Genomic DNA, 14,591 nt, shown 5'->3' with positions numbered 1-14,591 from the left:
TACTAGTAGTACAAGAAGAGTATATAAGTGCCTTACTGACAGATGAACATCTGAGCCTACAAGGAGAATTGATGTTAACTTACGTAAAAAAGAAAGCAAAGATGTTTGCTAGTCTCTAGCTACATGCATTAGAAACAAAGTTCTAATCAATAATTTCCTTAATAACAAAAGAAAACAGTGGCTAACTCTTATGAGCAGCCACTGCTTTTCATTTAATCTAAAGGTTTGTCATCATCTTCTTTATTTTTTGCTGATTTTTCACGGTCAATTTTTTGTCTAGGAGTTTCAAAGTTTACGACTAGATGATCCCCTTCATTAACTGGAGAATCAGGCTTGATATTTTGCTTTGATGCAAAGCCATCTCCGACTATATTAACGTTAACATTAGCCAATCGTGCAGCATATAAAACATCACGTTTGGACCAGCCAGTCATATTTGGTAAAGTAAGATTTCCGTCCGTTTTAATAAAAATCTTTTCACCTTCGATTAATGAAGCGCCCGAATTTGGCGATTGGTCGATTATCTTATCTCCATCTCCTATAATAATCGGAACTAATGATTTTTCCTTAATGTATTCAATTGCATCATCCTTCTTCATTTTAGAGAAATCCGGGAGATTGGCAATTTTAGTATCTGGAATTTCTTCAGGTTGAATATTCAAATATTCTAAGCTGCTTTTCATAACTGGATTAAAAATCATCGAAACTGGAACACTGCCGTTTTCAAGATTACCATTCTCATCTTCTTTTAAATTTGGTTGATCGATGACCACATACATGATTAATTTCGGATCATCCGCAGGAGCCATACCGAGGAATGAAAAGACATAGTCATCATACCCTGTTAAATATCCTCCTTTAGGATCAGGAATCTGGGCAGTTCCTGTTTTTCCGGCAACTTTATAGCCTGCAATTTTATATCTTCCCCCAGTCCCATGTTCGGATGTAAGAACTGTTTCAAGTATATTTCTTACTTCTTTTGCGGTTTCTTTACTGATTGGCTGGCCAACTATTTCAGGCTTTGTCTCCTTGGAAGTGCCGTCATTAGGGTTTTCTATTTTTTCTACTACAAAGGGCTTCATCATTTTTCCATCATTTGCAATCGCAGTCATTGCTTGAACCATTTGTATAGCAGTGACAGTCGTACCTTGACCAAAAACACTCGTTACTTTTTCGATTGGCCAATCATATAAAATTTTCCCTGAGACTTCATTTGGAAGATCAATACCTGTAGGTGTTCCAAATTTAAATCTATCCATATATTCGCGCCAAGCTTGAGTACCCATTTTTTCAAGCAAGTAAGCAAATGCTACGTTTGAAGATCGCTGTACACCTTCTAAATAGGTGATGGGTCCCCAGCCTCTTCCGCCGTTATGATCTCCTATATAATCACGTTTATTAACATAATATCTACCTGAGGGATATGTGTCATTTGGATTAAATACTTTTTTCTCGATGGCAGCAGCTAATGAAAATATTTTCATTGTTGATCCAGGTTCGTAGGATGTTTCAATTATTTCATTATGCCACGATTTATCTATGCCCACTCTTGTTTCAGGATGATACGTTGGCCTTTGTGCCATTGCAAGGATTTTACCAGTCTTTGGATCAGCGACAACAGCCATGATTCTCTTTGGCTCATATTGCTCATCAACCTTTTTCATAGAGTCTTCGAGGAAGGTTTGAATTTTTTTATCCAACGTTAAATATATGTCATGCCCATTTATCGGTTCAGTGACATTTTTATGTGAATTCGGCAATACGTAATTCCAAATGTCACCTTCGTACTTTATAGATCCATCCTTACCTTTTAGTAAATTGTTGTAGCTATTTTCCAATCCTGTTATTCCAACAATTTCAGAAGTTTTTTCATCTTTTTGAGCATACCCAATCAAATGAGATGAAAAAATTCCATTTGGATAAGAGCGTTTTGATTCTTTAATAAATGAAATCCCCGGCAATTTTAGGTCTTCAATTTTTTGCTTAACACTATGTGATAAATCTTTTCCTGCAGCTCCAAATTCTACTTGTTTCCGACCCTCTTTAGTAAGTCTCTCATATATTTCCTGCTCACTCATATCAATTTCTGCAGCTAGCTTCGTAGCTGTCATTTGTGGATCAGCAACATGTCTAGGATGTTTAGGGTCAATCGTTAAGTCCTTATCAAGAATAGCAACTAACGTATAAGATGCAGAGTCCTCAGCTATAGCCTCGCCGTTATGATCGAAAATAGTTCCTCTTTTACTAGGTATTTTCTCTTGTCGCAAATAGATTTGAGCCGCTTTTGCTGATAGCACTCTTCCTTCCGCTTCACCGGTGTACTGAATAGTGACGAATCTAACAATCAATACAAAAAAGAGCAGGCCGAAGAAAATAAAGAAAAACGCTGCTCCTATGTTCATATTCTTTTTAGTACTTTTCATTTTTTCTCTATACCCCTGACTTTATTTGGATCTAAATTCAAACCCAATTCTTTCGCCTTATCAAAAAGCTTTTCGGGACTGCTTAGTTCCTTTACCTGCGAACCCAAATCTTCGTTTATTTTTTGTTGCTCATGAATAGCGGTTTTAGCATCTTCAATATTTTTATTCACTTCATATATCTGTGCTTGAGCGGAAATAATTTGAACGGCCATGACGATAACAAAAGCTACAAGCAGAATAGCAAGAAATTTTTCTCCAGGAGTAATTTTTGCATGGCGTTTGATCGTTTTTACTTGAACTTGTGTTTGTTGTTGTGTTTCTACATGTTGTTCATAATGTTTACGAGCTAAATTACTCAAAATGTCTCCCCCTACACCAGAATCCTTTAAAAGTATTTTCCGATATGTTTATATTTTTTCAGCAATTCTTAATTTTGCCGAACGTGCTCGGTTGTTTATGTCTAATTCCTTCTCTGAAGGAGTTATAGGTTTTCGATTGACAAGCTTTAATTTTGGTTCATAGCCTGCTGGTATTACAGGCATTCCAGGGGGCAATGGTGGTCCCTCGCTTGCTTCCTTAAAAACAGATTTACATATTCTATCTTCCAAAGAATGAAACGTAATGACACTGATTCTTCCCGATGGATTAAGTAAATCTATCGCTTGTTGGAGCGAATTTTCAAATGCGTGCAGTTCATCGTTTACAGCGATTCGAATCGCTTGAAAAATCCGTTTTGCAGGATGCCCGCCTTTTCTTCTTGCAGGTGCAGGAATCCCTTCTTTGATTAATTCAACTAATTCACCTGTCGTTTCGATAGGTGCTTTTTCTCTTGCAGCCTCGATTTTACGGGCAATTTGTTTGGAAAATTTCTCTTCACCATAATGGAAAAAAATCCTAACTAAATCCTCATAGGACCACTGATTAATAACATCATAAGCGGAGATTTCACCTTGAAGATCCATTCTCATATCAAGTGGCGCATTGTGGTGGTAACTAAAACCTCTTTCCGGAGTGTCTAGTTGAGGGGAAGAAACTCCCAAATCATATAATATCCCATCCACTTTATGTATTCCAAGGCTGTTTATTTTTTCTTCTATATATTTAAAATTACTTTTAACAAAAATTAAGTTATTTTCGTACTTTGAAAGCTTTTCTTTAGCATGTGAGATAGCTGTTTCATCTTGATCAAAAGCAATTAGCCTGCCTTCACTGGATAGCTTGGATAGAATTAATTCTGAATGCCCCCCACCTCCGAGAGTACAATCCACATATATACCATTAGGATGAACATTCAATCCTTCGACAGTTTCCTTCAATAACACGGTAGTATGATTAAACATGTGATGTCACCTTTCAAAATCATAGACTAGATGTCAAAATCAATCATATTCTCTGCAATTTCAGCAAAAGATTCTTCTGATTCTGCAAAATAGTCTTCCCAACTATCCTTGCTCCAAATCTCAATTCTGTTCGAAACCCCTAAAATCACACATTCTTTTACAAGTTTAGCATAGCCTAGGAGCGGTGTTGGCAAATTTATTCTGCCTTGTTTATCAATTTCACATTCAACGGCTCCGGAGAAAAAAAATCTCGTAAATGCTCGAGCATCTTTCTTTGTCATAGGGAGAGATTTTAGCTTTTCCTCCAAAATTCGCCATTCTTCGAGAGGATAACCAAATAAACATTGATCGAGACCACGGGTTATTACAAATGTTTCCCCGAGATGCTCACGAAATTTTGCTGGGACAATTAAACGGCCCTTCGCATCAATATTGTGTTGGTATTCTCCCATGAACATAAGATATGCCCCCACTTTCTAACTTTACTTTACCACATCCCCCCACTTTCTACCACCTTTTTTTAAAAGGAAAATAAAAAACTATCTAAAAATTGAAGCAAAGCTTCAATCATTAGATAGTCATGATTCATCATATTTTTATTAATTTGTGTGTCCCATCAAAAACAAATGCTTCTTCCATTAATTGATGTATAAACCCTTCTCCCATTTCATTTAAATAGTAAAATATATTCCAAATTCGTTCCTGAGGTGCACCATTCGGCAATAAATGCAGTTCTATTTTGCTATACTTGTCTAAAATTGTCTGATGTTTAATTTCTTGTGACTGATTTGATTTTTGCTCCATGAATTGAAGCTGATTTAAATGTATTGATAGATTCTTTCTAGCGAGCGGTAATAATCCGCGATCACTTTCTTCCAACCTTTTAAATATGGAATCATATTGATCTTCCAAGTATTTTTTTGCATCGTCAAGAATACTTTGCAATTCTTTATCAGCAACATTTTCTAAGAATAATGCTTTATTCCTTGTGACTCCATTTTTAAGTATATCTTCAATAGATAACTGTAAATCATGTATATCTCTTTCAAGTGCCGCTTCAAGAAACGTTATATTTAATCTTGGAATAATAGGAGGCATTTTATTTCCTACTATCTCAAATGCTTTTTTTAATTCACCCCAGTAAGCGATTTCACCTGGTCCTGCTATGAATGCTAGAGTAGGAAATAGCCATTCTTGCATTAGAGGTCTTGTAACTACGTTATTACTGAAGTTTTCAGGTTTTTGCCGCAGCAAGTCCTGCAAGCTGTCATTATCCATTCGAAAATCTGCTTTTTTTGACAAAAAACAATCTTTTTGAGGATCATAATCTAACAAAATTCGTTCATTATGTAAATAATAGAATAAGTTAGCTGCACTTTCTTCCATTTCAATTGCTTTTTTAAAGCCGTAACTTCCAATCTCTTTTTGTTGAGATAATACAGCTTGACTTAACTCAACATTTTGATCAATTAACCTGGAGAAGAAAGGCTCTTCCAAACGACGTAATGCTGGATCGGCCGAATCAATAATAAGCAAACCATAGTCTTTAAAAAGAGACATAACAATATAAGAAAAAAGATCTGTTATCGAATCATATTGCATAATGGCCGAATGAAGTGAAGATAATAATTGTTTCGTATGCACTTTTTCACCAAAATGAGTAAAAACAGTGTTGACCCATTGATGCATTTCGTCTTTATTATAATAAATATGTGAAGTCATTTTCTTCTCATCATTATTGCCAGCAAAGGAAATCTTCTTTAACGATTGTCCAGCTTCGGCATATACATGATTGATTTCAAGAAAATCATGATCTTCCCCAGCAATCCAAAAAATAGGAACGACTGGTCTATCGAGTTTTCTTTCCTGTTCTTCCGCAAGTTTTATAATGGAAATGATTTTATGTATAGAATAAAGTGGACCAGTTAATAGACCTGCTTGCTGCCCTCCAATGACAACAACCGAATGTTCATTGCGCATTTTTTCTAATGACAATATTGTTTTATTAGATTGCGGAAATTTCTCCATGTAATTTTCGATCACTCTTGCAATGCCAGCGCGATCAATATTTCTTGACATAAGATCGCGACAGCGCTTTTCAAATACTGTGTTCTCCGTTATATCGTAATGAAAAAAACCTTTAACAGGCTCTTTTTGTTCTATATAAAGAGAAGCAAAGTCGTTCGTGGCTGGAATGACGATGCTTTCTAATTCCATAAGCCGTACTTCCTTTCTGCGTTTTCTAAGCGTAAGTATAGCAAAAACTTTAAGTAAAAGATATTATGTAATACTGAAAAATTATTTGACCATTACGGCCTCAATTGCTCGAGATGCTGCTCCATATAAAAGTAAGCCTATGTAAATGGCTGAGAACAATAAAAAATTCAGCCTCCAAAATCCTTGGAATACCTTTCCGTAATCAACTTCCTCCTTTACTTTCCAATAGACATATGAAAATAAAATAGCTGTCAATAATACAAATAAGATAATGAGCCATAGCAAGGATTTAGACCATATGACCAAGATTAAATAATGTACTGAAAATATTAATACGAATGTTGTAATATTAATAGCTGCTCCTTTTGCCTTTTTTTGACTATTCGTCAAAAGTTTCACGATGTAGAAAACTAGAGCAAAAAGAAGTACGGGCAGAATAACAAAAATTGCTGCCAATGAGGACAATAAAGCTAACATTATTCTTCGATTCCCCCTTCCAATTCTTTCCCTTTTATCATGGTGAAAATAAATTTTGTGAAGGGTAAAGCATGTCCATTTTTATTTCCTTCCTCAAGGATATAACCTAATATCGCATCTATCTCAGTTTTCTTTCCTTCCTTCAAATCTTTTAACATGGAAGATGTATTATGTTTCGTTTTTTTGCAAATGAGCTCCACATTATGCAATGAATCTTTTTTATTTATTTCTGGAAACAGCTGCATGATTTCAATAAAAAGAGCTATAAAGGCTTCATAATAAAAAGGATTTTCGATTATCCTCCCATTAGGGACATTAAAAACAGCTGTTAAAGGATTGATTACAGCATTCGCAATTAGTTTTGAATAAAGCATATTTTTATAGTTTGATTGAATTTGGAAAGGAAAATATTGATTTTGGATGGCGGGAAAATCTCTAAAATCATCATGTTGCCCACGAAAAATAGCAATATTCGTTTTTCCAATACCAGTATGTTCGATCGTTCCATGCTCAATTCTCACGACACCGTGTTCCACAGTTCCTACATAAATAGAATGATGTGGCAAAGCGTTAAGCAGCTGTAAATGCCCCATTCCATTTTGAATAAAAAGAAGTGGAATATGTTTAGGGATCATTTTTAGAATTTTTTCTAGAGAATGAAGATCATATTGTTTTACTGCTACAACAATAAAATCTTGGAAAGCAATATTTTCATAATCCCCTTGTCCATTTACAGCATATTTGTGTTTCGTATTATCCCGAATTAGAGTAATCCCCTGATTATTCAATAATTTTGCCTGTTTCTTCGTTCTAGTATAGATTGATATTTCGTGATAAGAGCTTAAGTAAGCTCCAAAAAGAAGGCCTACTGCGCCGCCTCCAATAATTCCAATTTTCACATCATCACCCGATATACTTGTTTATATAGGACTATTGTAGCAAAGTTATTATAATCTGGGTATTTAAAATTATCAAACAGGGAAAACCGGATGTTTACGGTTTACTTGAGGAATTTTTTTCGTTTCGTAAAGCTCAAACCTAGAAATAAGGGTTTTCCTTAATTCATTAGCGGCAACAATCTCATCTATGACTAAATCAGAAGCTAGTTTATAAATATCAATATGCTCTTTATATTCCTCCTGCTTTACCTTTATAAATTCTAATCTCTCCTCATGGTTTTCTATTTCAAGAATTTTATTAGAATACACCGCATTAACAGCAGCTTCTGGTCCCATCACAGCTATTTGTGCTGTTGGTAAAGCAATGCAGCAATCAGGATCAAAAGCAGGTCCTGCCATTGCATAAAGGCCAGCACCATATGCCTTCCTTACAATAACAGATATTTTAGGAACAGTTGCTGAGCTCATCGCTGCAATTAATTTTGCTCCATGTCTAATTATTCCTGCCCGCTCAACCTTTGTTCCAATCATAAATCCGGGGACATCGGCAAGAAAAAGCAAAGGAATATGAAAAGCGTCGCATAACTGAATAAACCTTGCACCTTTATCGGCCGAATCAATGAAAAGCACCCCACCTTTTGTTTTTGGCTGATTTGCTATAATGCCAATAACCCTGCCATTTAATCGTGCAAAACCAGTAATGAGTTCAGGTGCAAAAAGCTTCTTTATTTCAAAAAAACTTCCGCCATCGATTAATGAGTCTATCCCTTTATACATATCAAAAGGTATGTTTTGATTCAGAGGAATAATGGCTTCCAGTGACTTCCCACTGTCGGGATCATTCCCCTTTCCTTTATTTACTTCCTCCTCACAATTTGCTGGAAAATAAGAAAGATACGTCTTCGCCGCTTCGATTGCTTTTTCCTCAGTTTCTACTAATATATCTCCACATCCACTGACAGAACAATGCATTCGAGCGCCCCCCATTTCATTTAACTCCACTTTTTCACCGATTACTTTTTCTGCCATTCTTGGGGAACCTAAATACATAGAGGCATTATTCTCAACCATAATGACACAGTCGCAAAATGCTGGAATATAGGCACCGCCCGCTGCGGATGGACCGAATAAGATACAAACCTGAGGAATCATCCCAGATAATTTAACTTGATTATGAAATATCCTTCCTGCTCCACGACGGTTCGGGAACATATCAAGTTGATCTGTTATTCTTGCTCCAGCTGAATCCACCAAATATAAAAGTGGGACTTTTAATTTTTCTGCTGTCTCTTGAATGCGAATAATTTTTTCAACCGTTCTTTCTCCCCACGAACCTGCTTTTACAGTAGAATCATTTGCCATTACGCAAACGGTTTGAGCATTTATTTTGCCGACTGCTGTCACAACACCATCTGCTGGAAGATCTTTTGAATAGAAATTTGCAAACAATCCATCTTCTTCATAAATTCCTCGGTCAAACAGAAGTGATAGTCGCTCTCTTACAAACAGCTTATTTTGAAGCTTCAATTTTTCATGATATTTTTCCTTGCCACCTTTATAAATCGATCTGCGCCTCTCCTCTAGGTTTTCAAAATTAGAAGACAATATATGTGCACCTTCCTTATAAAGATTCTAATACGAGAAGGATATCCCCTTCATTCACAAAATCATCTTGCTTTACTTTGATCTCTAATATTTTTCCTTTGTCTACTGCTTCAATAGGAATTTCCATTTTCATTGATTCGAGAACCATTACAACTTGCCCAGCGGATACTTCTTCACCCACTTTTGAAATGACTCTTAATACTATACCTGTAATAGGCGATTCGATTGTTTTCATTTTGATTACTCCTCCTTAAATACGTAATAGACTCTCGGCATTTACCGAGCGAGTAAGAGCTAGCAACTGTTGATTTCCAAGATAGGGCCTGGTTGATTTCCGCTACAGTTGCTCGCTTTCCGCGGGGCGGGCGGTGAGCCGCCTCGGCGTAAACGCCTGTGGGGTCTCACCTGTCCAGCTGATCCCGCAGGAGTCTCGCACTTTCGCTACAATCAACCTTCAACAGATTTTATTTTAAAAAGCAACAAACCCTTTAAAAAGATTTAGCCATTGAAGAGAAAATATGACCATTAAGAAACAACAGATCGTCTTTTTGATATGCATATTAAGGGAAATAACTGTTAGTAAGGAAATAAATCCCTTCACCGGCGATTATTGTGACGTTTTTGAAAAGTCAAGTGTTTTCGACAAAAGTGGCAACAAAATTTCATTTTATGAATAACGAACTTAAGACTTTCATGATAATCGTATGAAAAGGAAGAAAAAGACTTTGGAACAGGTTATGGCATTATGAGCAAAGGAATATCCTAGTTGATTGGAGTGGAAGGCGGCGACTCCTGGGGGATTTGCGTGACAGGTGAGACACCACAGGGCGCAAAGCGACCGAAGAGTTCACCGCACGCCCCCCGGAAAGCGTCCGCCTGGAACGGAAATCAACGGTGTTTAAAAACAAACATTTTTAAAAATAAATATGGGGCGCATCTTTGGCATGTCTTTTTTAGCTTGAATTTCCGAGAGTCTATCGTATTCTTATCATTACAATCACTGAATAATTTTGCTCTTTGTTATATAATATTGAATATGGTGATACATCATGTTTATTTGGAGAATTTCTATCGAAATAGTTTCAATTGACATATGTCAATAAATAATACGTAAGGGGGACCCTTTAATGCCTGCCAAAGTGGAAAAGTTAAAAATAAACTATAAAACAATGGAAGAGTTTAAAAAGTTTAAAGAATATGGTGCCCAGGAACTATCAATGCTAGAAGATTTACAGGCTAACATGATAGAAGATGATTCTCATTCACCTTTTTACGGTATATATTTTGGTGACAAGCTAGTCGCCCGAATGAGCCTATATCGGAGAGATTCACGTTATGATCAATATTTCAACCCTCCACAAGATTATTTAGAAATATGGAAGCTAGAAGTATTGCCAGGATATCAGAATAAAAGTTATGGAAAAAAACTGATTGAATATGCAAAAAGCTACAATATGCCCATTAAAACAAATCCTCGTATGAATTCTCGTGAGTTTTTTGAGAAAATGGGATTTGAATCAGTGACATATGAAATGGACCGGGACCGGGGAGAAAATCCACTTGTTTGGTACCCACCTGGAGTGTCAGAGCAAAAACATTAAAACAGAACTTTTATCCAATTTGATTAACGTAAAAAATTGAAACTATTGGACAGTTTCATCGTATAATTATTTGAAGCTATTATTTTTTTACATCAGGAGGGTATTTGATTGAAACGAACAGGAGAAATCGTATTAGGTGTTATTGGGATGATTTTAAGTGCTCTGATTGCTTTAATGGGAATGTTATTTATGTTTGCCGGCAAGTCAGAAGACGTCAAACCAATATTGGAAGAATCCTTGAATGACCCTACAATCAATCAAGAAGGTATAGATGCAAATATGATTCTTGATATGATGTCTACTGCTGGATCTGCACTAATTATTGCTGCTATCCTTGGAGTTGTTCTAGGTATAATCGCACTTATTGCTATTAAAGGAAATAAAAAACCGAAACTTGCTGGAACAATGTTTATTATTGGTGCGGTATTAATTGGAGTCATAACCATTGGGTTTGGATTTTTACCCGCTTTGCTATACCTAATTGCTGGAATTATGTGTTTTGCCAGAAAGCCATCATTCCCTGACACAAATGATGGACAAATAGAAAATCTTTAAGCTTCCTCTATTTTAAAGAGTAGTGAATTGAACTGCACCCCAATTGTTAGACACACATAACAATTGGGGTGCAGTTTTTCTGATTATTATAAAGGTACATTGATTTTCTCTGCGTCAGACAATTCCCCTGCCATTTTTCTGGCTTTATCCAAGAGAACAATGAGCGAACGATATTCATCCTTTAATTGAATAAATTCCTTTGTCATCTCTTCTAAAGCTTTTAAAGCTTCTTCTTTATCGGCTTTGTAGACAGCAACTTCATTTTTTAGTATCTCGTTTTCTTGTTTATATCTTTCTGTTGATGCAAGTTCATTCTCAAGCTTTTGAAAAAATTGAATGGCATCAGAGAGAACGATGGAATCATAATCCATACTTATTTTCCTATTGTCAGAATTTTGATATACATATTCTTTTGCTTCAACATTTTTTTCTTTTTTATTTGTATTCCTTTGTTTTTTGGCTAGTTCTATTCCTTCTTTATATTTTTTTCGAATATTAGAATTCCACCGGAAACCACATGCTGCAGCTGTTCTTTTCAGTCTTCTCCCCGCTTCCTCAAATGCTTGCAGCTGAGTGTTGCCCTCTCTTATGTAGGCAAGCACCAATTCCGCAAGCACTAAATCTTCATCAGAAGTCCACGCATCCTGCCGTGCAGCCGTCATTTTATCACCCCTAGTTTTTTTAAAGTATATGCCGATGCAAGGGTAGATAGAATCCAGTTCTAGTAAAAAATATATTAACTAAAGTGCACGCATCTATTTATCTTAGTACGAGCATTCCGGATGGGGATAGTCAACATGCATTAAGAAGGTACATTATTAGTCCAACGTTAGTTTTCGACTCAGTCTTCCGATATAGGAAATAAGCTAAGAAAAACTGAAAGTTTGAAGTCGATAGTCTCTGGAGCTAGACGCGAACTACCTCCTAAAAAGTTATCCACATAGTTCCAATCTATAAATTCTTAAGCAAATAAAAAACGTGAAGAGAATAAGATCTCTTCACGCTTTTATCGCTGGTTAAGAATTAGTTACTTACTACTTCTTTACCTTTATATGTTCCACACTCTTTACATACGCGGTGTGCAAGTTTCATTTCTCCACAGTTAGGGCAAGCAACCATTCCTGGGACCTGAAGTTTAAAATGAGTGCGTCTTTGTCTTTTTACTTTTTTTGAAGTTCTTCTAGCTGGAACTGCCATTCTTCCCACCTCCTTAAAAGAAATCAATCAATAAGTCGCCACAATAAATTAAGTATTTTCGGGTCAATTTATTACTCTTTTTTCTCTTTCAATAATGCTGCGAGACCCGCAAGACGAGGGTCTATTCTTGTTGTTTTTTGTTGTTCACGTTTAAATTGATCCTCTGTCATAACTTCCCAATCCTTACCAGATTGAAGTGATTCCGTATTTTTTGCATCGTCAGAAATGACCTGCAACGGAACTTCCAATAATATTAATTCTTCAATAACTGGAATTAAATCCACGGTACCTTCATTTGGTTCATGGATCTCCTCCTCGTCAATTGGAGAATATTCGACTGGCTTTAATATAAAAGTTTCAGTTGAGTGAATATTGATTGGATACACAACATCGACAAGCGTTCGAGAACATGGCAATATTAAATTACCCGTTAAATGAAGATGAAACTCAGCTTTCTGAGAATCAATCCGTGCTGTACCTGTAACATGAATAGACGATACATCTCTGATTTCGGGATCTTTTTGCTTAAGATCTCGAGAGACATCGACTATTTGATCTATTTCTAGCTCCACATCACGAAATTTTTGTAATTGTAAAACTGTCCATTTCATCACTATCACCTCTAGGCAACAAAAGTAATTATAGCTTTCACTTATATGTTTGTCAATAAATTACGTATATGTCAAAATAAATTCTTAACTATTTTAGGTTTTACCTAGTTTATGCTTTTTATCTATTTTCTCTTTGGATTCTTTTAAAATTGTCAGGCGGGTGCGTAAACCATTAAGACGGAGAATGGCAAATACATAACAAATCCATTATGTAAGGCCAAGTTCTGATGGCTATCCCGTTTACCAAGGAAATCCTAATTATGTTTATCTTGTGAATGTATGATTTAGATCTGGTTATCACGCAGGCTATTATGGTCATTATAGTTTTTGAAAATAAGATTAAAATGAGGGTCATGCCCTATCTATTCCTAAATATTTTCAATCATTGTTTTTTCAAGTATGATGTGAGTAAATTAAGTTAAGGTAGTATATGGAGGATTACTTATGAATAGTGTAGGTATTGTTGCTGAATATAATCCATTTCATAACGGACATGATTTTCAATTCCAATCGGCAAAAAAATTGGCACTATCCGACGTAGCCATTGCGGTCATGAGCGGAAACTTTCTGCAGAGAGGTGAGCCCGCTCTAGTAAACAAATGGTCCCGTACAAAAATGGCGTTGCAAGCGGGTGTCGATATTGTAATTGAATTGCCTTATGCATATGCCGTTCAAAATGCAGAAATATTTGCATATGGAGCTGTATTATTATTAGATGCTATTGGGTGTAGAGATATATGTTTCGGAAGTGAATCAGGGAATATTGATCAGTTTTATGAAACTGTACGTTTTATCAATCATCATAAAGATGAATACGATTACTATATTCGGAAATTTATTAAACAAGGAATAAGCTATCCTTCTGCGTTGTCTGCTGCATTTCAGGAGTTAAAACCGCAAGGAAATATTGTCGATTTGACAAAACCAAATAATATCCTCGGATTTCATTATATGTCAGCAGGAGAAAAGATAAATTCGCGTATTTCTTTTCATACCGTCAAAAGAAGAAACGCAGAACATCATGATGAATCGTTGAGCGGAGCCTCTATAACAAGCGCAACATCTATTCGAAAGTCAATTCATTTTCATTCTGAGCTAAAAGAAATCCGAGAGTATGTTCCAAAAGGAACATATGACGAACTTCTTAATTATCATACTACGTTTGGACAATTTCATTCATGGGAGGATTATTGGTCCTTTCTCCAATATAAAATTTTATCTATGACTAAAGAAGAGTTAGAAGAAATATATGATGTGAGTGAAGGATTAGAAAACCGCTTAATCAAAGCTAGCCGCACTGCCAATAGCTTTGAGGAGTTCATGAAATCAGTCAAAACAAAAAGATACACGTGGACGAGGCTGCAAAGGACATGTATACACATTCTTACAAATACAAAAAAACAAACAATTCATTCTTTAAATAAGGATCCACAATATATTCGACTGCTTGGGATGAATGAACATGGCAGGGAATATTTAAGGAAAATAAAAAAAGAGCTTCAAGTTCCGCTCATCTCAAAAGTATCCAGCTTTCAAAATGACATGCTGCTTCTTGATTTGAAAGCTTCGAATGTTTATGCTCTAGCCTTGCCTGAACCGGAACGCTCAACCTTACTAAAACATGAATTTGCACAGCCGCCAATCTTGTACGAGGAAGAATTTTAGA

The 14,591-nt window shown here is 35.9% G+C and carries 15 protein-coding genes; 3 read left to right on the top strand and 12 right to left on the bottom strand.

Annotation, left to right across the window (positions count from 1 at the left end; genetic code table 11):
• Window positions 1–212: 212 nt before the first annotated feature.
• From KHA97_RS02235 to KHA97_RS02195, 9 genes are all read right to left on the bottom strand, one after another.
• Window positions 213–2,423, bottom strand: coding sequence for a penicillin-binding transpeptidase domain-containing protein (locus KHA97_RS02235; protein ID WP_213123123.1), 2,211 nt, complete (start codon window positions 2,421–2,423; stop codon window positions 213–215).
• On the bottom strand, window positions 2,420–2,782 hold the full coding sequence (gene ftsL, locus KHA97_RS02230) for a cell division protein FtsL (protein ID WP_213123122.1): 363 nt from the start codon (window positions 2,780–2,782) through the stop codon (window positions 2,420–2,422). The genes KHA97_RS02235 and ftsL overlap by 4 nt, the downstream gene beginning before the upstream one ends.
• A 48-nt stretch (window positions 2,783–2,830) precedes the next feature.
• Window positions 2,831–3,763: a 16S rRNA (cytosine(1402)-N(4))-methyltransferase RsmH gene (rsmH, locus tag KHA97_RS02225; protein ID WP_213123121.1), complete on the bottom strand. Its 933-nt coding sequence runs from the start codon at window positions 3,761–3,763 to the stop codon at window positions 2,831–2,833.
• Between the two features lie 26 nt (window positions 3,764–3,789).
• Complete coding sequence (gene mraZ / locus KHA97_RS02220) at window positions 3,790–4,221, bottom strand: division/cell wall cluster transcriptional repressor MraZ (protein ID WP_213123120.1); 432 nt, start codon at window positions 4,219–4,221, stop codon at window positions 3,790–3,792.
• Between the two features lie 130 nt (window positions 4,222–4,351).
• Entirely contained in the window at window positions 4,352–5,980 is a 1,629-nt protein-coding gene (gene bshC, locus KHA97_RS02215) for a bacillithiol biosynthesis cysteine-adding enzyme BshC (RefSeq protein WP_213123119.1), read from the bottom strand.
• 81 nt (window positions 5,981–6,061) lie between these two features.
• Entirely contained in the window at window positions 6,062–6,457 is a 396-nt protein-coding gene (locus KHA97_RS02210) for a DUF3397 domain-containing protein (protein WP_213123118.1), read from the bottom strand.
• Window positions 6,457–7,356, bottom strand: a complete 900-nt coding sequence (locus tag KHA97_RS02205; protein WP_213123117.1) for a 2-dehydropantoate 2-reductase — start codon at window positions 7,354–7,356, stop codon at window positions 6,457–6,459. Before KHA97_RS02205 ends, KHA97_RS02210 begins: the two co-directional genes overlap by 1 nt.
• A gap of 72 nt (window positions 7,357–7,428) precedes the next feature.
• A complete protein-coding gene (locus KHA97_RS02200) occupies window positions 7,429–8,961 on the bottom strand; it encodes an acyl-CoA carboxylase subunit beta (RefSeq protein ID WP_233713274.1) in 1,533 nt (510 codons plus the stop codon).
• A 16-nt stretch (window positions 8,962–8,977) separates the two neighbouring features.
• Window positions 8,978–9,196, bottom strand: a complete 219-nt coding sequence (locus tag KHA97_RS02195) for an acetyl-CoA carboxylase biotin carboxyl carrier protein subunit (RefSeq protein ID WP_213123116.1) — start codon at window positions 9,194–9,196, stop codon at window positions 8,978–8,980.
• A gap of 892 nt (window positions 9,197–10,088) precedes the next feature.
• Here KHA97_RS02195 and KHA97_RS02190 point away from each other — a divergent pair.
• Window positions 10,089–10,562, top strand: coding sequence for an N-acetyltransferase (locus tag KHA97_RS02190; RefSeq protein WP_213123115.1), 474 nt, complete (start codon window positions 10,089–10,091; stop codon window positions 10,560–10,562).
• Window positions 10,563–10,670: 108 nt separating this feature from the next.
• A complete protein-coding gene (locus KHA97_RS02185) occupies window positions 10,671–11,117 on the top strand; it encodes a DUF4064 domain-containing protein (protein ID WP_213123114.1) in 447 nt (148 codons plus the stop codon).
• An 86-nt stretch (window positions 11,118–11,203) separates the two neighbouring features.
• Here the strand turns inward: KHA97_RS02185 and KHA97_RS24235 are convergent, their stop codons facing one another.
• The 3 genes from KHA97_RS24235 to KHA97_RS02170 all read right to left on the bottom strand — a co-directional run bounded on the left by KHA97_RS24235 (window position 11,204) and on the right by KHA97_RS02170 (window position 12,925).
• On the bottom strand, window positions 11,204–11,779 hold the full coding sequence (locus tag KHA97_RS24235; protein ID WP_213123113.1) for an RsfA family transcriptional regulator: 576 nt from the start codon (window positions 11,777–11,779) through the stop codon (window positions 11,204–11,206).
• A gap of 361 nt (window positions 11,780–12,140) precedes the next feature.
• Complete coding sequence (rpmF, locus tag KHA97_RS02175; protein WP_213123112.1) at window positions 12,141–12,314, bottom strand: 50S ribosomal protein L32; 174 nt, start codon at window positions 12,312–12,314, stop codon at window positions 12,141–12,143.
• A 71-nt stretch (window positions 12,315–12,385) separates the two neighbouring features.
• On the bottom strand, window positions 12,386–12,925 hold the full coding sequence (locus KHA97_RS02170; RefSeq protein WP_213123111.1) for a YceD family protein: 540 nt from the start codon (window positions 12,923–12,925) through the stop codon (window positions 12,386–12,388).
• 444 nt (window positions 12,926–13,369) lie between these two features.
• Between KHA97_RS02170 and KHA97_RS02165 the strand changes: the two genes are divergently transcribed.
• Window positions 13,370–14,590, top strand: coding sequence for a nucleotidyltransferase (locus KHA97_RS02165; protein WP_213123110.1), 1,221 nt, complete (start codon window positions 13,370–13,372; stop codon window positions 14,588–14,590).
• Window position 14,591: the final 1 nt, after the last annotated feature.

Origin of the sequence: Lederbergia citri, from assembly GCF_018343625.1 — a bacterium.
GTDB lineage: Bacteria > Bacillota > Bacilli > Bacillales > Bacillaceae_C > Lederbergia > Lederbergia citri.
The sequence above is the reverse complement of the archived record's forward strand: the minus strand, read 5'-3'. Positions and strand labels throughout refer to the sequence as shown.